The 20,919-nt window shown below is 37.9% G+C and carries 17 protein-coding genes; 1 reads left to right on the top strand and 16 read right to left on the bottom strand.

The window, feature by feature from the left end:
* Positions 1 to 47: 47 nt before the first annotated feature.
* The 3 genes from DSM02_RS02390 to DSM02_RS02380 are packed head-to-tail and all read right to left on the bottom strand — an operon-like array spanning position 48 to position 6,219.
* The gene (locus DSM02_RS02390) at positions 48 to 1,676 is read right to left on the bottom strand and encodes a RagB/SusD family nutrient uptake outer membrane protein (protein WP_128764140.1); all 1,629 of its coding nucleotides are present in this window, start codon (positions 1,674 to 1,676) and stop codon (positions 48 to 50) included.
* Between the two features lie 4 nt (positions 1,677 to 1,680).
* Positions 1,681 to 4,794, bottom strand: a complete 3,114-nt coding sequence (locus tag DSM02_RS02385) for a SusC/RagA family TonB-linked outer membrane protein (protein ID WP_164918211.1) — start codon at positions 4,792 to 4,794, stop codon at positions 1,681 to 1,683.
* Between the two features lie 33 nt (positions 4,795 to 4,827).
* Entirely contained in the window at positions 4,828 to 6,219 is a 1,392-nt protein-coding gene (locus DSM02_RS02380) for a glycoside hydrolase family 28 protein (protein ID WP_240673959.1), read from the bottom strand.
* 334 nt (positions 6,220 to 6,553) lie between these two features.
* Between DSM02_RS02380 and DSM02_RS02375 the strand changes: the two genes are divergently transcribed.
* The gene (locus DSM02_RS02375; RefSeq protein ID WP_128764138.1) at positions 6,554 to 7,594 is read left to right on the top strand and encodes a LacI family DNA-binding transcriptional regulator; all 1,041 of its coding nucleotides are present in this window, start codon (positions 6,554 to 6,556) and stop codon (positions 7,592 to 7,594) included.
* Positions 7,595 to 7,630: 36 nt separating this feature from the next.
* Here the strand turns inward: DSM02_RS02375 and DSM02_RS02370 are convergent, their stop codons facing one another.
* The 13 genes from DSM02_RS02370 to DSM02_RS02315 all read right to left on the bottom strand — a co-directional run bounded on the left by DSM02_RS02370 (position 7,631) and on the right by DSM02_RS02315 (position 20,915).
* On the bottom strand, positions 7,631 to 9,247 hold the full coding sequence (locus tag DSM02_RS02370; protein WP_128764137.1) for a UxaA family hydrolase: 1,617 nt from the start codon (positions 9,245 to 9,247) through the stop codon (positions 7,631 to 7,633).
* A 43-nt stretch (positions 9,248 to 9,290) separates the two neighbouring features.
* Positions 9,291 to 10,730 (bottom strand): tagaturonate reductase, encoded by a 1,440-nt coding sequence (locus DSM02_RS02365; RefSeq protein ID WP_128764136.1) that lies wholly within the window; start codon positions 10,728 to 10,730, stop codon positions 9,291 to 9,293.
* Between the two features lie 17 nt (positions 10,731 to 10,747).
* Complete coding sequence (locus DSM02_RS02360) at positions 10,748 to 12,034, bottom strand: TRAP transporter large permease (RefSeq protein WP_128764135.1); 1,287 nt, start codon at positions 12,032 to 12,034, stop codon at positions 10,748 to 10,750.
* Positions 12,031 to 12,501: a TRAP transporter small permease gene (locus DSM02_RS02355; protein WP_128764134.1), complete on the bottom strand. Its 471-nt coding sequence runs from the start codon at positions 12,499 to 12,501 to the stop codon at positions 12,031 to 12,033. The genes DSM02_RS02360 and DSM02_RS02355 overlap by 4 nt, the downstream gene beginning before the upstream one ends.
* Position 12,502: 1 nt before the next feature.
* On the bottom strand, positions 12,503 to 13,495 hold the full coding sequence (locus DSM02_RS02350; protein WP_128764133.1) for a TRAP transporter substrate-binding protein: 993 nt from the start codon (positions 13,493 to 13,495) through the stop codon (positions 12,503 to 12,505).
* The gene (locus DSM02_RS02345) at positions 13,492 to 14,163 is read right to left on the bottom strand and encodes a bifunctional 4-hydroxy-2-oxoglutarate aldolase/2-dehydro-3-deoxy-phosphogluconate aldolase (RefSeq protein ID WP_128764132.1); all 672 of its coding nucleotides are present in this window, start codon (positions 14,161 to 14,163) and stop codon (positions 13,492 to 13,494) included. The genes DSM02_RS02350 and DSM02_RS02345 overlap by 4 nt, the downstream gene beginning before the upstream one ends.
* A gap of 11 nt (positions 14,164 to 14,174) precedes the next feature.
* Positions 14,175 to 15,188, bottom strand: coding sequence for a sugar kinase (locus DSM02_RS02340; RefSeq protein ID WP_128764131.1), 1,014 nt, complete (start codon positions 15,186 to 15,188; stop codon positions 14,175 to 14,177).
* 6 nt (positions 15,189 to 15,194) lie between these two features.
* Positions 15,195 to 16,604, bottom strand: coding sequence for a glucuronate isomerase (uxaC, locus tag DSM02_RS02335; RefSeq protein WP_128764333.1), 1,410 nt, complete (start codon positions 16,602 to 16,604; stop codon positions 15,195 to 15,197).
* A 52-nt stretch (positions 16,605 to 16,656) separates the two neighbouring features.
* Positions 16,657 to 17,418, bottom strand: coding sequence for an SDR family NAD(P)-dependent oxidoreductase (locus tag DSM02_RS02330; RefSeq protein ID WP_128764130.1), 762 nt, complete (start codon positions 17,416 to 17,418; stop codon positions 16,657 to 16,659).
* 6 nt (positions 17,419 to 17,424) lie between these two features.
* Entirely contained in the window at positions 17,425 to 18,258 is an 834-nt protein-coding gene (gene kduI / locus DSM02_RS02325) for a 5-dehydro-4-deoxy-D-glucuronate isomerase (RefSeq protein ID WP_128764129.1), read from the bottom strand.
* Between the two features lie 176 nt (positions 18,259 to 18,434).
* Positions 18,435 to 19,439 (bottom strand): DUF4861 family protein, encoded by a 1,005-nt coding sequence (locus tag DSM02_RS02320; RefSeq protein ID WP_128764128.1) that lies wholly within the window; start codon positions 19,437 to 19,439, stop codon positions 18,435 to 18,437.
* Between the two features lie 120 nt (positions 19,440 to 19,559).
* Positions 19,560 to 19,703, bottom strand: coding sequence for a hypothetical protein (locus DSM02_RS20285; RefSeq protein ID WP_164918210.1), 144 nt, complete (start codon positions 19,701 to 19,703; stop codon positions 19,560 to 19,562).
* Positions 19,704 to 19,751: 48 nt separating this feature from the next.
* A complete protein-coding gene (locus DSM02_RS02315) occupies positions 19,752 to 20,915 on the bottom strand; it encodes an Ig-like domain-containing protein (RefSeq protein ID WP_128764127.1) in 1,164 nt (387 codons plus the stop codon).
* Between the last annotated feature and the right edge of the window lie 4 nt (positions 20,916 to 20,919).

Raw genomic sequence — 20,919 nt, 5'->3', positions numbered from 1 at the left:
AACCGTAAATTGGTAAGCTTTTTTCTGTTTCTACTAATATTTAAAAATTACTGGTATGCTGGGTTCTGTTCAAAGTCATTATTTTGATTTAGATCCAGTGCACTTTGTGGGATGGGTCTTAGAATCTTTAAGACTCCGTTGGCTCCGTCAAAATTTCCTTCCTCTACAAGATAATGGTAAGCAGAAGCGCGTTCTACCAGTTTACCTGTACGTTTTAAATCAAACCAACGGTGATACTCTCCTATTAACTCGCGGCCGCGTTCATCTAAAATATAATCGATATCAAATTCTGCTAAAGTCGCATCATCAACATCTGCTCGCTCCCGTACATCATTTATAAAGTTAAGACCTACATCCGGCTGACCGGCTTGCAAATAAGCCTCTGCAGCAATTAAATAGGTTTCTCCTAAACGAGAAAGAACGATATCTCTTCTACTGGTATTTTGACCAAAAGGAGCTTCAGGATCATCAAATTTTTTCAATGGAATAGTTTGATAATCATTAGTGGGGTTTGCAGAAGGTACATAAGTACCATACTGGTGGTAAGTTGCTTCTGGATGTTCTGCCATATAAGCATCTTGATCTGCTTGTGTTGCTTCCCATGCCGGAGCGTAATAATGATTTACAGTTAAAGTACTGGTATCGTCTACATCATAAAAATCAAAATAGCGCTCATAAACTTCTGTCATAAATGTTACCTGATAACGCTCATCATCTTCAGTAAATAAATCTATTGCAAATTGTGTAGGACATAGTGTGTATGTTCTATATGGTGCATCTCCTGCAACCTCGCTACCGCCTTGATAAGGACCAAAATAAGCCGTTTGCTGATGTCCTAAATTGAATGGATCTGTACTTACAGAAGCAGGATCGTATTGAACCGAAAACAGAGTCTCTTCATTAATAGGATAGGTAGGATTTCCTGGTGCCCATAATTCTTCAAAAGACAAGTTAAGACCCTGGCCTGCTATTGCAGCTTCTGCATAGGAAGCTGCAGTTGTAAAATCTGCTGTGGAGCCAAAACTCTCATATCCGCGCGTTAAATAAACTTTTGCTAACAAATGGTTTACGGCACGTTCGTTTACTTTACCCTGATATGCACCCGAACTCACTTGATTAACGGCAGCTTCTAATTCTGAAATGATAAAACTATAGATATCTTCAGCACTTTCTCTTGAAAACTCTAATACGGGTTCTCTAAAATAATCTGTTACCAAAGGAACACCTCCGTAAGTTTGCACTAAAAGGAAATAGGCATTAGCGCGCAAATAGCGCACCTCTCCTAATTGTTGATCTAATATATCTGTAGCTTCAGTTAGATCTGCATAATAAATAGCTGTATTTGCAGTTTGAATAGCTTTATATGCGTTATCATAAAGTCCTGCCACTCCTGTTGATGAAGGATTGAGATCTGTATACCTACTCAAACCTGTAGGTTCTGCGTCACGACCTTCAGCAAAAAGATCTGTACCGCAAACATAAATCCACGGTTCGTTTCCATAAATTTCGCGCAACTGCGCGTAGTTTGCATTTAATAAGGATTGATAACCTTCTTCGGTTAAATAAAATTCTTCAGCTACTGCAAAAGACTCATTTTCTTCTTCTAAAAAATCCTGACAACTTGTTACTGTAAGAAGTACGAGTAAACAACTTGTAATATATTGTATCTTTTTCATCTTCTTAAAATTTTAAATTAAAGCCCAACTGATAAGTTACAGAACTGGGTCTACCCGTGTTTAAACTTGCTCCAGCCCACTCGGGATCATATCCTTCATAATCTGTAAACACAAATGGGTTTAATACGTTTGCATACACTCTCAGGGCATTAATGCCTAACTTCTCTAATGATTCACCGCCCAGATTATAACCTAGTGCGATATTTTTAACCTTCACAAAAGAAGCATCCTTGTAATACCCCACGCCATTATTTCTCCAGAAAGAACCTTCATTACGCGGCTGCGGATAAGTATTAGAAGCTCTTGCAGGCAAGCCGGCATCATTTGCAGGAACATACCAGTCTATATCTAATTTCTGACGACCGCGATCGCGTGTATCAGCAAAATTAGAATGGAAATTACTATACACTAAAACTCCTTGAGTAATGATCACAGAAGTTGATAAATCAAAGTTTTTTACGCGCAACGAACTAAAGAAACTCCCAGTCCAATCTGGGTTTGAAGAACCTAAAATTATACGGTCACCGTCTGGTGTGTATTGCCCGTCATTGTTTACATCAAGTAATTTTTCCTGGCCTTCTTGCATTCCGTAACCAGCTGCTTCAGCTACTTCATCTGCTTGCCAGATTCCGGTAAATTTGTAGTTGTAAATCGCATCAAGAGATTCGCCTATAAACAAGTTATTACCTATATCATCTACTTCACTTTGACCATAAATAGACTTCAATTCATTGGTGTTTTTAGTGAAAGTTAAAGATGTCGTCCATGTTACATCTTCGGTCTGAATGTTACGTGTTGTTATGGCTAGCTCAACTCCCCTATTGCTTACTGAGGCAACATTTGCGTTGATATTAGAAAAACCGGTTTCACTAGGTAAATCTTGTGTAAATAATAAATCATCTGATAAACGATCGTATACATCAACACTACCGGTAATGCGATCTCTCCATAAACCGAAATCTACCCCAACGTTAAATTCACGGGTACGCTCCCACTTAAGTTGCGCGTTTGCAATCTGAGTAGATACAAATCCGTTTGAAACAGAACCTGCATAATCATAATAGGTTTGAGAATCTAAAGTATTCAGAGAAGAATAAGGACTAATAATATTGTTACCTGTATACCCAAAACTCATTCTCAGTTTTAAATTATTTACAGTCGCCGATTCGGCTAAGAAATCTTCGTTAGAAATATTCCAACCTAGAGCAGCAGAAGGGAAAGAATCCCAGCGGTTTTCTTTAGGAAACACTGATGAACCATCCCATCTATTTGACAGTGTTAAAAGGTATTTATCATCGTAAGAATAGTTTAAACGCAATGCATAAGATCTCAATGTATTTTTATTAAAACCTGAACCTAGATCGTAAGTACTTTGCTCACCACTACCTATGTTATAAAAACTGGTATCAAAAGGCATATTTCGGGATGACGAAAACGAACTTTCATTTCGATTAGAGAACATACTATAAAGTCCTAATAAGTTGAAATTGTGCTTCTCATCAAAAGTTTTAGTGATGTTAAACTGATTGTCCCAGGTATAGTTAAAATTCTGCCTTTGATCCAGTCGAGCAGAAGGTAAATTATTATTGCTTGCTCCTGTATTTGTAAGTGCCCCCCAAGATCTACCCCGTCGCGTATGAGAATATCCTGCTGCAAGAGAGGTTTTAAAAGATAGCCATTCCACAGGTTGATATTGAAAATATGTGTTCCCAATCACATTCCAACGGCGTACGTTATCGATTGAGTTGTTGATCTCTAAAATAGGGTTGTAGGTACTCGTTTTATTAATAATAAAATCACCGTTCTCATCTACCAGTTTCCCTGGCTGTGGAAAAAGAGTCACCCCATCTAAATCATATGGATCTAAAAAAGGATTTAATCTAAATGCTTCTCGCATCGCAACATCAGATCCCTGATCTTGATTGATTAATGTAACCGTTGCATTTGTACCTAAAGTAAATTTCTCATTGATCTTGTGATCCACTCCTAATTTTAAGGTGTATTTATTGAGTTCTTCATTATCAATATTTCCGGTTTCGTTCTGATACCCTATTCCCAAGTTATAACCTAGACCGTTTTCTGCTCTTCCTGAAGCATTAACGTAAGTATTTTGTTGAACACCTGTTTTTAAAACAGCATCATACCAATCAAAAGATTCGTTAGCTGCCACACGTCTTAATAATTCAGAATTGCTACCGCCGCCACCCACAGCATCAGCAAGCGTTGCAGCTGTAACCGTACCGGTATTAGGATCTGTACCGGCAGTTGCTAAATACGCAGACTGGTGGTAATCCCACCAAGTCTGTGGAGCCATAAGATCAGGTAATCTTGCAACATCTTTAACACCTACAAAAGATTCAACGCTTACGGTTAAACCTCCCTTTGCTCCGGCACCACTACGAGTTGTAACAATTACAACACCATTAGATCCTCTTGAACCATAAATTGCGGTAGAAGATGCATCCTTTAAGATATCCATACGTTCTATATCCTGTGGATTCAAAAAGTCGATATTATCTGTAGGTACCCCATCAACAACAAATAGTGGGTCACCCCCGCCACCAATTGAATTTTGACCACGTATTGTGATATTAAAACCATCACCTATTCTACCAGTAGAGTTGCTTACCTGAACACCGGGAACCAAACCTTGTAAAGATTCTACCGGATTTGTGATATTACGTTCGGTTAGACTTTCTGAATCAATTGTACCTACAGCTCCAGTTAAATCTGATTTTTTCACCGTTCCGTATCCTACTACAACTACTTCACTTAGCGACTGAACATCTGTCTCCAACGATATCGTAAAGTTTGTTTGAGAGCCTACGGGTACGTTTTTAGTAAGAAAACCTACATAACTAATTACAAGTACTGCATCATTCCCGGGAACGCTAAGTTGAAAGTTTCCGTCAAAATCTGTTACCGTTGCAGCAGAAGTACCTTCTACTACAATGTTTACACCAGGCAAAGGCATATTGTCATCTACTGAAGTAATAGTACCCGTGATCGTTCGTCCTCCCTGGCTAAAGACATTCGCCGAAATTAAAAAACTCGCTAGTAATAAGAACAGAGTCATTTTATTTCGGATAAGAAAATTTGTGTGTGTATTTCTCTTCATTTTAAATTGTTTGTTTTTAAGTTTTAATCGAATTTATTCGTTGTAGTTCACTTCATTAATTGTTGTGTTTATATAATTGATAGGTTCACAGTTCTCAACTAAAAGAGGTGTTTCAGCATTTTTAATAGTCACATTTTTCAGGCTTATTCCTGTAACCGGCTTTTCTTCTCTACCTCTTATCAACAAGCCGTACTCCCCTCCATTTTCAACTGTAATATTTTCTAAGTTTATATTACTTATGCTGGGTATAAATTCACCCTCTTGCACGCCATATATACCGTAATAAGTATTGATCTTTAAAACGGCTTCTTTCACTTGACCTACTTCTATATCTTTGACATATACATTCTCCACAAACCCGCCTCGCAAAGTGTTTGTTTTAATACGTATAGCACGATCCAGATTAGGGCTGTTCATCGTACAATTACGCACAAAAACATTACGTACTCCTGCAGATATCTCGCTTCCCATAACGACCCCGCCGTGACCATCTTTCATGTCACAATTTTCAACAACTATATTTTCACTGGGAATATTAACGCGTCGGCCATCGCCATTGCGACCAGATTTGATCGCTATACAGTCATCACCTGTATTAAAATTGCAATTGGTAATGTGTACATATTTTGAATATTCAGGATCGCAACCGTCATTATTAGGACCGTGACTGTTAACCGTTACTCCATCAACTTTCACATAGCTAGACTTTAGCGGATGAATTACCCAAAATGGAGCATTAGTAAAAGTCACTCCCTCAATAAGAACACGCTCACACTCTAAAGTCTGTAGAAATAATGGACGGAGTTGATGCCCTTCGCCAAAAATACGTTGCTCAACAGGAGTACCGTCTTCAATCATTTTAAATAATGTGGGTAAATTATGCTCATCCTTTTGTTGTGGAGCTCCCTCTTGATGCCCATATTTATCTGCACCACACCAAGGCCACCAGTTCGCTTTATCTGCTTGTCCATTTAAAATTCCTTTACCGGTAACAGCAATATTCTTTTGACCTTTTGCATAGATTAGCGGGGAGTAATTCATAAGTTCCATCCCTTCGTATGAAGTATGAACAGCAGGGAGATAGGCACTCTTGTCTGTTGTAAAAAGTATTTCAGAGCCAGCTTTTAAATGCAGATTTATGTTACTTTTTAATTGAATTGGACCTGTTAGATATTTGCCCGCAGGAACAACAACTTTACCTCCACCTGCTTCACTACAGGCAGCTATTGCATCAGAAAATGCTTTGCTGTTTAGGCTAACCCCATCTGCAATTGCACCATAATCTGCTATATTGAATATTGCATCCGGAAATTCTATAATGCCTATTTTTTCAATAATAGCATCTGCTTCACTCCAAACTGTCTTTTTTGCTAACTCACTTGATTTATTTTTCTGCTCATTGTTTTTACAAAAAATAAATACCAACAAAAAACAGTTCAACAAGACTAAAACACAGCTACGAAAACGATTTCTTTTAAAATTCAACATATATAGATTTTTATAAAAATTCAACTCTTGAAAACTTGAACCCTACCAATAACAAAATACAATCGATTGCACGAAAATAATTATTAATTATCAGTATCCAAATAAAATGTACTAATAATTAGCAAAAAATCATTTTTTAACAATTAAAACTTCAATTTTAGAACGTAAATCGTCAAAAAATCACACATTAAGATTATTAAATCGAGTAAAATATAAAGCTTTTATCAAAAAAATTTTAAATTGTAAACGATTACAACACTCCAAACTAAAGATGCGCCAAAAAGAAAAAGTCACAATTTATGATATTTCAAAAAAGTTGAATATCAGTGCTGCTACCGTTTCAAGAGCTTTAAATAACAGCAACCGAGTTAGTCTTAAGACTAAAGAGCTGGTTTTAAAAACAGCTAAGGATCTTAACTATCAACAAAACACCCTGGCTTTGGCTTTAAAAAGCGGGAGAACCTTTAATGTAGGTGTTGTTGTTCCCTATATTAATCACACGTTTTTTGCTTCGGTTATACGTGGTATTGAGGAAGAACTTGAGCCTAAAGGGTATCATGTGATAATATGTCAATCGCACGAAAATGTGGAAAATGAAGCTAAACAAATCAAAGCCTTGCTCAATACTCATATTGATGGCATTTTTATTTCAGTTTCTAAAACTACTGAAGATATAAAGCATATTGAAGCAGTTCGGGACGAAGGCGTTCCGCTTATCTTTTTTGACCGTAAAATGGACATTTCGGGCGTAAGTTCGGTTACTATTAATGACTACGAAGGAGCTTTTGCAGCAACAGAACACCTTATCAAACAAGGCTATACTAAAATTGCACATATAGGTGGCGACCCTAAACTTCAGATCTATAAACACCGCTACGATGGGTATATTGCAGCTCTTAAAGTAAATAACATTGCTATTGATGAAAGCCGAATTCTTGAAGTGAGCAGTACTGTTGAAGCTGGCATTGCAGCTGTACAAGATCTTCTGAATAAGAAAACAGAATTTGACGCAATATTCTCTGCCAGTGATTATGTAGCGCTAGGCGCAATGCGAGAATTGAGAAGCAGAGATTTTAAAATACCACAAGATGTAGGTATTGTAGGCTTTAGTAACGAACCCTTCACTAAATATCTGGAGCGACCACTTACTACTGTTGGTCAGACTCCCGTTCTTATGGGACAAATTGCAGCTCAGGTATTTTTAGAACAAATAAAGGAAAAAAATAAAAGCGTTCAGGTTGAAAAAAGAGTAGTGCTTATGCCAGAACTTTACGAGCGCGAAACCTCCTTAAAAAAAGGAAGTACCCACTAAATACTTCCTTTTTAATATTCTTTATTTTGAAAATCTTTAAAGTGACACTCCGCGTTTCCAGGGGATGAAGTCATCCTGTCCTAAGGCATCTGCTTTAGATTCTATTTCACCACTGGCAACCTGTATAACATGTTCTAGAATTTCTTCTCCCATTTCTTTAATGTTTTTTTCTCCGCGGATAACACCACCGCTATCAATATCTATAATATCTGGCATCCTGCGAGCCAATGTGCTATTTGAAGCTACTTTTAAAACCGGAGCTATAGGATTTCCTGTTGGTGTTCCCAGACCGGTAGTAAAAACAACTACGTTTGCCCCAGCTCCTACCATTGCTGTGGTGCTCTCCACATCATTACCAGGTGTACAGAGTAAATTTAAACCGGGTTTTGTAACGTATTCCCCATAGTCTAAAATTGCCTGTATAGGTGAGGTTCCGCCTTTTTTAGCAGCTCCTGCTGACTTCATCGCGTCTGTAATTAAACCATCTTTTATGTTACCCGGTGACGGATTCATATCAAAACCAGAACCGGCGTCAATAGCAGATTTTTCATAAGCTTTCATCAACTTCATAAAGCGTTGGGCATCGTAGTCGTTAACACAACGATTTACCAACTCCTGCTCTACACCACAAAGTTCAGGGAATTCTGAAAGAATGGGTGAACCTCCTACTGCTGCCAGAATATCTGATGCATAACCCAATGCCGGGTTAGCAGAAATACCTGAAAAACCATCAGAACCGCCACACTCTAATCCCATTTTTAATTTTGAAATGGACGCGGGTTGACGCTTAATTTGATTGGCTTTTTTAATTCCTTCAAAGGAATCTTTTATGATTTTTGAAAGCATATCGTCAACAGTTCCTTCCTGTTGTTGTTCATAAATCAAGACAGGCTTTTTAATTTCAGAACTTTTTTCAGCTAACGCATTTTTGAAGATATCTATTTGCAAATTTTGGCATCCTAAACTCAAAACCGTCGCGCCTGCTACATTGGGGTTATTTACATAACCTGCTAAAAGTTTTGACAAAGAAACTGAATCCTGACGAATACCACCACAACCACCTTGATGAGTAATAAATTTAACCTCTATATTGTCAAAAATGGCTTGTTCTTCTTCAATTTCTGCAACTTCAGTATCCTCGGGGGCTCCTGTAATTAAATTACGTAACAACTGCCTTTGTTTACTTGCTTTATGGAAAGACAATTCTTTTTCAAAAACATCTTTCAACAATTCGATATTTCGGTTTTCACAAAATACAAGTGGAAAAAACAACCATACATTTTGCGTTCCTACTTGTCCATCTTCACGGTGGTATCCCATAAATGTTCGGTCTTTCCACTTTGTGATATCTGGAGCAGTCCACGAAGTTGTTTCTGTCTTTTGAGAAACTGAACTTGCTTGATGTTTTACATTTTCTGTAGTTAGCAAACCACCTGCTTTAATTGGATTCAAGGCTTTACCCACTAAAACCCCATACATACAAATCGCATCTTCTACAGCTAAATCAACCAAAGCGATCTTATGCTTTGCTTTAGAATCAGTTAAAATATTAAGCTTTTGCCCTTCAAATTCTACAGTATCCCCCACATACAAATCTACCAGCGCTACCGCAACATTATCTTCGGGATGTACTTTAATCAGTTTGCTTTTCATAGTTCTTACTTTAAAAGGTCTATTCAATAATCTAGTTATTTACTTAGGCCGTAAACTTTTTATAAGCGGCTTCTACACCGTGCTCTTCTATCAATTCTAATGCCTGAGCGATACAGGATTCTAAATCTGAAATTTGAGTGAGATCCTGATCCCAATACGTTGTATTACTCAAAATTCTTTTTGCAATAGCATTATAATCTCCTTGATCCCAGGCGACTTTAAACTCTGCAACTACCGCTGCATCATCCTGTACCGGTAAGTCCTTTCCATTCCAGGTTCCTTTATAGAATCGTATCAAGCAAGCCAATGCAAAAGTAAGCCTTTCAGGTAATCGATTGTATTCTTTCTCAAAAGCTAATAAACTAGGAAGAACACGAACTTTAAATTTAGACACCGTATTGAGTGCTATACTTGATAATTGATGCTTGATAAACGGATTTCTAAACCGATCAAATACTGCTTCAGCAAAAACATTCAATTCTTCTTCAGAGAGGTCTAGTGTAGGATTGATTTCTTTAAAAACTGCATCTCTTACAAATTTCCCGGTGAAATCATTATCTACCGTTTCCTTTACAGTTTCATTTCCGTAGAGAATAGAAAACGGAACCATTGTAGTATGAGCACCATTTAAAATACGCACTTTACGCGTACGATATGGTTGCATATCTTTGACAACAAGCACATTCTCATCTATCTTATCAAAAGGAATCTTTGCTTTTAATTTATCATCACCTTCAATCACCCACAATAAAAAGGTTTCTGCGGAAACAATAAGGTTATCTTTAAATTTTAACTGACTTTGATAAGTCTCGATATCATCTTTAGGGTAGCCTGGCACGATGCGATCTACCAATGTATTGTGGAAACTATTACTTGTCTCGACCCAGGATTTAAATACATCACCCAGCTCCCACAAATCTGCATATTGCAAAATTATATTCTTAAGCGTATCTGCATTATGATTGATCAATTCGCATGGAATAATCGTTAATCCCATATCTGAAGCACCCTCAAAATGATTGAAACGCTTGTATAATAAAGCGGTAACTTTTGCAGGAAAACTATTATGAGGTTTCCCGTCAAGCGTATCTTTCTCGTCAAAACTAATACCTGCTTCAGTTGTATTAGAGATCAAAAACTGCAGTTCTTCTTCTGTAGCAAGAGCTAAATATTTATCATAATCCTCATAAGGATTGATTCCTTTCTGAACACAAGAAATAGTATGAATCTCTTCAGTTTCTTCCCCGTTTTTTATTCCACGTAAAAACAGATTGTATAAACCATCCTGTTCATTAAGCACATTAATTAAACCATTGGCTAAGGGTTGAACAACTGCTACACCAGCATTAAAATCAGCTTCTTTATTCAGCTTATCTATAATATAATCTACAAAGGCTCGTAAAAAATTTCCCTCGCCGTATTGAATGACTTTTAAGGGTAAACTCTCTTTATAACCAGCATTTGCTCTGTTAAGGTTTTTCATAGGTTGTAATTGATAAATTATTCAAAAAGTGAAGGTAACCACAGGCTGATTGCCGGTATAAAAGTTACCATAAGTAAAACAAGTGCCATCACGGCGTAAAGTGGCAAAAGTGGCTTCATAATTTTTTGAATTGATGTTTTTGCCACACCAACCCCAATAAATAATACAGCTCCTACAGGAGGCGTACACAAGCCTACACAAAGATTCATTACCATCATAATCCCAAACTGAACCGGCTCTACCCCCATACTGGTTACCACCGGTAAAAATATAGGTGTAAAAATCAGTACTGCAGGGGTCATATCCATAAACGTCCCTACAAATAAGAGTAGAATGTTGATGATGATAAGAATCACAAATTTGTTCTCGCTAAGTGAAAGCAAAGCCGAACTTACATTTTGAGGGATGTTTTCAAAAGACATTACCCAAGACATACTCATTGATGTTGCAATAAGTAACATCACAATTGCTGTGGTTCCTACAGAACTCAGGAAAATACTTTTTAAGCTTGAAACTTTAAGTTCACGATACAAAAATGATAACGCCAAGCAATATAAAACAGCAATCCCAGAAGCTTCTGTTGCTGTAAAAATACCCGTAACAATACCGCCGATCACAACAACTAAAAGCAATAAACTAGGAAAGGCATCTAAAAAGGTTTTAATTACAGTTTTCATACTGCTGCGTTCACCAGCAGGATATCCTTTTTTCTTGATCCAAAAAGCTGCTACCAGCATCAATGCAAGCCCCATTAAAATACCGGGAACATATCCCGCTAAAAACAAAGACGCGATTGAAACACCACCACTGGCTAATGAATACACAATTAAAACATTAGATGGTGGAATAATAAGTCCGGTGGTAGATGCTGTTATATTGATTGCAGCTCCAAACTCCTTAGAATAGTTTTCTTTTTCCATAAATGGACCTAAAATACCTCCTATCGCCGAAGTAGCCGCTACTGCCGAACCAGAAATCGCTCCAAAAAGCATCGCTGCAATTACATTTACATAAATGAGTCCACCAGGAAGTGAACCGATTAAAGCTTTTGCAAAATTAATGAGCCGCAGGGCGATTCCCCCTTGATTCATAATTTGACCTGCAAGCACAAATAACGGTATTGCCAAGAGAGAAAAACTATCTAGACCGGTCGCCATTCGCTGAGCGATTGTTGTAAAACTGGCCAGTGAATCTATCGATACCATTATGGTTAGCAAACAAGAAATACCTATAGACCAGGCTACCGGTACACCTATTCCCAGCAACACAAAAAATACCAGTACGAGAATTAAAACTTCTATCATGATGCTAAATATTTTTTAGGGTTTGCCAGTTCGATTGCTTTATACCAGATTATTAAGGCTCCACTTAAGGGAAGTACTACATAAACATAACCTAACGGAATGCCTAAAGCCGCTGAGTTTTGTCCCAGTTCAAAATTGACATACACCAGATTTCCACCGCCTATTATTAAAGCGAAAAATGAAAAAAGCATAATAAGAATATTGATACCTATTCTCAGTTTGATTCGGTTTGACTCATTAAGTTTTGGAGGCAGCACATTAATAGCTAAATGATCTTGCTGACCTGCAGCATACGCAGCTCCTAAAATTCCTATCCAAATCAATAAAAACCGAGCTATTTCTTCGGTAAACGAACTTGCAGATTGTAATACGTATCGTGAAAAAACTTGCCACAAAACAGCTATAACGATTGAAGCCATTAGGAAAACCAAAATAGCCCCTAATATTTTATCGAGTCTTTTTTTCATATTAATTGGATTTAACCGCTTGTATTTTTTCAATCAAATTCTTCATCTCTTCATTCTCAGAAAACTCTTCATACATAGATTTCACACGATTGCGAAAAGGCTCTTTGTCCGGGTAAATGACCTCTACTCCAGCTTTCTTAATTTCCGCGAGTGCTTCCATTTCTGCCTCATGCCAAATTTTCTTTTCAAACTCCAGAGACTCCATCGCTGCTTCTTTAACCCACTTTTGTTCTTGGTCAGAAAGATCATCCCAGATCAATGTGCTGATCAATAACTCATCTGGTAAAGCCGTATGTTCATCAACGATATAGTACTTACACACTTCATAATGATGAGATAGGTAAAAACTGGGTAAATTGTTTTCTGCGCCATCCACAACACCTTGTTGCAGGGCTGTGTATAATTCTCCCCAAGCAATGGGTGTGGGTGAGCCTCCCAGATTTTTAACCATATTTATAGCTGTTTGGCTCTCCATAACACGAAGTTTAAGACCTTTAAGATCTTCAGGTGTTTGTACGGGCTCTTTAGTATAAAAACTACGGCTTCCTGCATCGTAAAAGGTTAGCCCTTTAAGACGTTGCTTGACGCTCGAGTTGAGTAATTCTTCTCCTATTTGTCCCTCTAAAACTTCAAAACGATGTTCTGCATCTCTAAATAAGAACGGAAGACCAAAAACTTTAAGCTGTGGTGCAAAATTCTCTAATACTCCTGTTGAAACTTTAGTCATTCCAAGACTTCCTATTTGTAAAAGCTCCAGACATTCACGCTCTGATCCCAATTGCTGACTGGGATAGATATCTAAACTCATTTTACCGCCTGACTTTTCCTCAAGGCGCTCGCCCATAAAAACCATCGCTTTATGAACCGGATGCGTCACATCTAAACCATGTGCTAATTTTATAACTCGTTTATCAGATACTTCGCCGCAACTCGTTACTGCTAGTAATAGAACAAAGCTTAAAGCAATCAAATAATAGTTTTGAATACTTCTCATGCGCGTAGTTTTTTAACAATATCCAGCGCATTTTTTATAGTCGAAGTCACAGCGTCCAGATCATATTTACCTGAAGCGTCTTTTACAAAAAGTTTAGAGCCAATACCTACGCAATGTACTCCTGCATCAAACCAAGTTTTTAGATTTTCTTCCGTAGGACTTACTCCACCAGTAGGCATTATACTTGCCCACGGCAACGGACCTTTTACACCTTTTACAAAGGCAGGGCCTCCTACTTGTGCTCCAGGAAATATCTTAACTACTTCGGCTCCTAGTTCTTCAGCAAATGAAATTTCCGTAACTGAACCACAACCCGGCATCCAGGCTACCTTACGACGATTACATGCCTTTGCCATTTCTGCATTTACAACAGGAGACACGATAAAATCTGCTCCCAACTGAAGGTATAACGATGATGTGCCGGCGTCCAGAACAGAGCCTACCCCCATCATCATTCCGTTTAATTCTGCTTTAGCATATTTGTTGAGCTCACTAAAAACCTCGTGCGCATAATCGCCACGGTTGGTAAACTCAAAGGTGCGCAAGCCGCCATCATAACAAGCTTTTAAAACCTGTTTACAAACTTCAACATCAGGATTGTAAAAAACCGGAACGATTCCGTTTTCTTTCATCTGAAGCACCACCTCTATTCGGGTATATTTTGCCATTAATTTGTGTTTTATCTTTTAATTCGTCCTCCGATATTTCCTTGCATAACTTCAGTTATTTCTGCTACAGAAACCAGATTTACATCTCCCAGAATCGTATGTTTTAAAGCGCAGGCTGCATTAGCGAAATTCAGGGCTTTTTCTGCATTAAGATGATGCAAACCATAAATCAAACCGGCTGCATAGGCATCTCCTGTTCCTATACGATCAATCACTTGTGTGATTTCCAGTTCGTCTGTTTCCAGGTAGGTATTATCTACAAATGCTCTCCCGTAAATCTTTTGCCAGGAAGCACTCAAACCTGTTCTGATCTTGTCAAAAACCTGTTTGATATTGGGACATTCTGTCATTAGATATTTACTCGCCTCAATAAATCCATCCCTATCTAAACCAAAGCTGGTTCCTAAGATTTCATTGATCTCGTTAACCCCTCCAATGAATATGGTTGACAAACTTACCAGTTCTTTTAAAACCTCTTGACCATTACGACCGTATTGCCAAAGATTGCTTCGATAGGCCGGGTCTGCTGTAATATCTAATCCTTTTGCATTCGCAGAAATCAAAGCTGCTTTTAATGCTTGATATGCATTCTCTGAAATAGCAGGGGTAATACCCGTCCAATGAAAAAGACTTGCATCTTCAAATTCAAAATTCCAGTTTATTTGATCTGGCTGGATATTAGCAAACGAGCCGTTTAACCGATTGTAAGCAATCTGACTACTACGCATACCAGAACCTACTTCTAGCAAATACTGACCAATAGGATGATCAACCTGTTGCACTGAAGAAACATCAAGGCCGTATTGAAGCATACTGCTCAGTGCTGCATCTCCCACAATATCATTAGATACCGCAGTGATGTGTTTTACTGATTCTCCCATAACTGCAAGGGAAGCACCTACGTTCATTTCGGTACCTCCAAAGAAAAAGTCTAAGGATTTGGCCTGAGATAATTTACGATTCTCAGCAGGAGAGAGGCGCAGTAATACTTCTCCAAATGTTATTATTTTTTGAGCTTTAGCCATAGAACCTTAAAAATTGAAGTATTCTTTAGCATTATTATAACTGACATCTGCAATGGTTTTACCTACAAGATCCATATCGTTAGGCAATTCACCAGAAGCCATCTCTTTACCAAAAAGATTACACAGCACGCGTCTGAAATATTCATGACGTGGAAATGATAAAAAGCTTCGGCTGTCTGTAAGCATACCTACAAAACAACTGATAAGCCCCATGTTAGAAAGCGCATTCATTTGCTTTTCCATACCGTCTTTCTGGTCTAAAAACCACCAGCCGGAACCCAACTGTACTTTACCTTTTACACTACCATCATTAAAATTACCAATCATCGTAGCCATCACTTCGTTATCTGAAGGATTCAAGTTATAAATAATGGTTTTAGTGAGTTTATCTTTGCTGTCTAATGCATTTAAGAAATTTGATAAGGATTCAGCTTGTGTATAATCACCAATAGAATCCCAACCTGTATCTGGGCCTAACTGAGCCAGCATACGCTTATTATTGTTACGCAGCGCGCCTAAATGAAACTGTTGCACCCACCCAAGCTCATGATACGTTTCTCCTAAAAACAACAGAATAGCTGTTTTAAATTGCTCTGCTTCTTTTGCTGAAAGGCTTGCTCCGCCTCTTCGTTTTTTAAAGAATTCTTTGATCTCGGTTTCAGTAGCTGTAACCCACGAGATTTGATTTAAGCCGTGATCACACAATCTGCAACCGTTTTCATTAAAGAAATCTATACGTTGACGCAGTGCTTCCTTTAGATCATCATACGTGGCTATAGTAATCCCGGAAACTTCTTCGAGCTGATTGAGATAGTCGTTGAACCCTTCGGCATCAATTAAAATTGCTTTATCAGGACGAAAAGCAGTACTCATTTTAACACCACCAACTTTACTATCATAAGCTCTGTGCTGATCTAGTGTATCCAATGGATCTTCGGTAGTACACACCGCCTCTACATTCATTTGCTTTAGAAGTCCGCGGCAGCTGTTCTCTTTAAGTTGCAATTGGCGGTTTACTTCTTTATAAATTTCAGGACCCGACTTTTCATTGAGCAATTCATCAATACCGAAATAACGCTTCAATTCTAAGTGTGTCCAGTGAAACAATGGATTGCGTAATGTGTGCGGAACAGTTTTAGCCCAAGCTAAAAATTTCTCTTCATCAGAGGCCTCACCGGTAATAAAAAGCTCATTCACACCCAACGCACGCATAGCCCGCCATTTATAATGATCGCCACTTAGCCATACTTTAGAAATATTCTCAAACTGACGATCGGCCACAATCTCTGCAGGTAACAGATGATTGTGGTAATCTATTATAGGCTGGGGAGCAGCATACTTATGATAAAGCTCTTCTGCATATTTGTTTGATAAAAGAAAGCTGTCTTTTATGAATGTGTTATTTTCCTGTGCCATTGTATCTGCTGTACTAATACTATTTTCTATTTTTATGCTTTGTAGATTTAAATTATCTACCCATCCAACCGCCATCTACGGTCATAACAGTCCCACTCATATAATCACTAGCTTTAGAAGCTAAAAAAGTAATTGGTCCTTTAAAATCCTCTGGCTTCCCCCATCTACCTGCCGGAATTCTGGCAAGAATAGAAGAACTGCGATCAGGATCATCACGTAATGCTTCAGTATTGTCTGTAGCTATATAACCCGGAGCGATAGCATTTACCTGCACACCTTTTCCGGCCCATTCGTTAGACAATGCCATAGTCAACTGCCCAATTGCTCCTTTAGAAGCTGCATATCCCGGAACAGTAATACCTCCTTGGAATGTTAAAAGAGATGCTGTAAATATCACTTTACCACTACCTCTTTTAATCATCTCTTTCCCCAGCTCACGACTCAGAATAAACTGAGCGTTTTGGTTAACTTCAATCACTTTATCCCAATATTCATCGCTGTGCTCTGCTGCTGGTGCACGTAAAATTGTACCTGCATTATTCACTAGAATATCTATGGTTGGATTTTCTGACTTTACTTTTTCAATAAAAGCATAAAGTGATTTACGATCTGAAAAATCACACTGATACCCTTTAAAAGATTTACCAGTTGCTTCAACTGCTTTTTGTATAGCTGACCCTGAGGTTTCTAATGATGCTGAAACCCCAAGAATATCAGCTCCGGCTTCTGCTAAAGCTTCTGCCATTGCGAAACCAATACCACGCTTACAACCGGTAACTAATGCTGTTTTTCCTTCTAAATTAAATAGACTCATATATTCTTATTTTAATTCGTCTGGAGTTACTTTATCCATATCACCATAATCTAAATTCTCACCGGCCATACCCCAAATAAATGTGTAATTTGAAGTCCCTGCTCCTGCGTGAATAGACCATTCCGGAGAAATTACAGCTTGATGATTTTTCATAAAAATATGACGGGTCTCGTGTGGCTGCCCCATAAAGTGACTGATAGACTGACCTTCTTCCAGATCGAAATAGAAGTAAACTTCCATACGGCGCTCGTGTGTATGTGGAGGCATTGTATTCCAAACATTACCTTCCTGAAGCTCAGTCATTCCCATTTGAAGTTGGCAAGTTTCAACAACACTGTTCACGAGCAATTTATTGATCACACGTTTGTTAGAAGTTTTTGTATCTCCTAACTCTACTACTTCTGCATCAGCTTTAGTAACCTTTTTAGTAGGGTAAGATTTGTGAGCCGGAGCAGAATTTATATAAAAATACGGTTGCTCTTCAGTTGCTTCAAAAGTAACATCTTTAGCTCCTCTACCTACATAGATTGCTTCACGGTGACCTAGTTCGTAAGTCTCTCCATCAACGGTCACTTTACCTTTTCCTCCCACATTGATCACACCTAATTCACGACGATCTAAGAAGTTTTCGGCTTTGAGCTCATCAATAGCTTCTAGCTTTAACGCTTTATCTACTGGAAATGCACCACCTGCGATATAGCGATCGTACATTGTATAGGTAAGGTTGATCTCATTCTTAACAAATAACTCAGGAATCAAGAAATGTTCTCGTAATTCACTGGTTGTATATCTTTTTACATCTTCTGGATGATGTGCGTATCTAAATTCTGACTTTGTCATTTTTGATATGTTTTTTGGATAAAAATTAAAAATGTTACTTCTCAAACTTACGATTCCTATTTTTAAACGTAAAACTTACATTTTAAAATTTCTGAAAAGATTTTATATCAAATAGGGATCGTACTCAAAATTAAAGAGCTCCTTTCTCAAACTTATCCTGTACTATATGGTAGAGTTTATTCTAATTTGCCGTTGTTATCTAACTCTGACAACTTAGCCTGTAAATCTTGCTTAAAAGCTTCTTCAGATTTAATACCATCTTTTTCTTGGTCCCAGGCGCTATGAATGTAATAAGTCTGTTTTTCTGTTGAAGGGTTAAATACCACCAAATGATCGTGTGGCCCTTCAACAGCCTTTGCCTCATCTGTTTTATAAAAAATAGCCATACCCAGCTTATCATTTTCACCTGCTAAAGTTTGCACTCCATACGTCGCGATATATGCCCACTCTCCAGTCTCACTGGTCTCTTGCATTAATGGAACATCATCAAATTTCACAATCCCTGTAGCCAGACCGTCAAAAGAAACACTCGGTGTCAATTCGGCTTTTAAGAACCGATCTTCAGGAAAAATACGAATCACAGATTCTAAATCTGTTGTTACATCGCCGGTCTTCCAACCTTTATAATCTATTGTTATACTAGAACTGGAGTTAGAATTATCAACCTTAACCTGTGTTTTTTCGACTTCATTAAAATGCGCGATGGTATCTCCCGTAAAGCGACCATAGCCGCCTATACCCATAGATTGACCTGCCTTTAAAATATCTTGTCCCCAAGGCGCATCATTATGATAAGAATCAAAACCATCTGTACCTACATAGGGTAAAACAAGAGTATCTACCTTTTTACCAAAAATATCTATAGCGTTTCTCCAGTCTAAATACAGGCGATATGCGGTTTGCTTATTTTCCCAACCCGGCCCTTCGTAGCGAATATACCAAGAGTGATCTGTGTGTTGCTCTGGAACTTCCATCTCCTCAACATTTACAAAACTTCCGTCAATGTATTCACGGGTACCTTCCTTCCAGCTTCCTCCTTCTTTAACAGATATCTCTGCGTAAGTAGCGGGTTGTACTTCTTCTATTTCAATAATTTCTTCAACTACATTTTTATTTTCTTTCTCTTTACAAGCTACTAGTGCAGTTAGAGCCAATGCTCCTAAAACAATTCTGGAATTCATTTCTGTTTTTTTTTGTTGTGGTTAGCGATCTAATTGTAATCGTTAATAAGAACATCTGCACATTCTGCTGCCGAGTTGAAATAGGTTGAACCCAAGTATCACTATTAGGTAAAGAAATGCCTATAACACCAAATCGTAAACGTAATCAGCATCTTCAACGTCAATCCGGTAATTACAGGCATTACGATACTTAATAGATTCTCCCATTTGTTCTGACCATTTTATTAAAGACAGATTTATAGATTCATCATTTTGTGAATCCATAGGTAATAAATGAATCTTATTGACCCATTAAGCTGTTTTTAAATAGTCTTATTCAACTCCCAAATAGAACTCAGACATTTGAGCAGTAGATCCACGTGAAGGATCAAAACAAGCCTCTTTTTTACAATAGAATTTAAAATATCTGTATGTAGATTCTGGTATTGACAGATTAGGAGACATAGGCTCCGGCAGCTCATAGTCTGTAACAGAAACATCACTTGCTATAAGAGTAAAATTCTCTCCATCATTGCTTCCGTAAACCTCTTCAATAAGTCTGTATCGTAAGAAGATTTGACTATCATTTCTATGGCGTATTTTGAAGTAATTAACAGTCTTTTCCTCTTTCATATCTACAATAAAATAGACGCCCTCGCTATCTGGGATAGAAACTTCTTTCCAAGACTTTCCGGGTTTTACTAAGCCAAACCAGGTATCAATATCATCGTCTAATGGACTAGTTAGTGAATTGCTTCCTTCGTCAAAAACATCCTGCGAAGACTTTAATGTCCATCCTTCTCTTGAATAATCCCCTTTAAAAGAAACTTCAATTACGGTTACATTAAATTCTCCTTTAGCAGCAGGGTTATCTACTGAGGTTACGGTAATAGTTGTCGATCCTTTTTCAAGACCTTCAATAACCCCTTGATCATCAATAGATACTATGGATGGCTCTGAAGAGCTGTAGGTAACCTCTTTGTTGGTTGCATCAACAGGTAATATGTTGTACTTAGAAGCTAAATTAACAGTAGCGTTTAATTCCAATTCTATATTGGCTTCCTCCACGGTTATGGAAGAAACATTTATTACTTTTTGAGCCATCACTTTTAAAGTAAATTCATCGGTCATTTCATCAACAGTCACTGTGATTGTTGTGGTGCCCAAAGACAAGGGTGTTACCTGTCCTTGCTCTGAAACAGTAGCAATACTTTGATTGGAAGACGAAAATGCTTGCTCCTGATTTGATGCATCTTCCGGAGAAATAGTAACTCTGTTAGCGATATTCAATGATTTATCATCAATAGCGATCTCATATCCGCTTTTTAGGTCACTTTTCCATTCTACATTATCAACCCTGATATTCTCTTCATTTTCTTCTGTAAAATTTCCCTCATCCTCTGTATCACAACTCATAAAGGCTAATACACAAAACATAAGCGTGAATAAAAAAAATGTTGGAAAATTCCTTTTTCTTTCGAGTCTAATTGTTTTCATAATA

Source organism: Leeuwenhoekiella polynyae, from assembly GCF_004104075.1.
Lineage (GTDB): Bacteria > Bacteroidota > Bacteroidia > Flavobacteriales > Flavobacteriaceae > Leeuwenhoekiella > Leeuwenhoekiella polynyae.
This window is presented reverse-complemented; position numbering and strand designations above follow the sequence as displayed.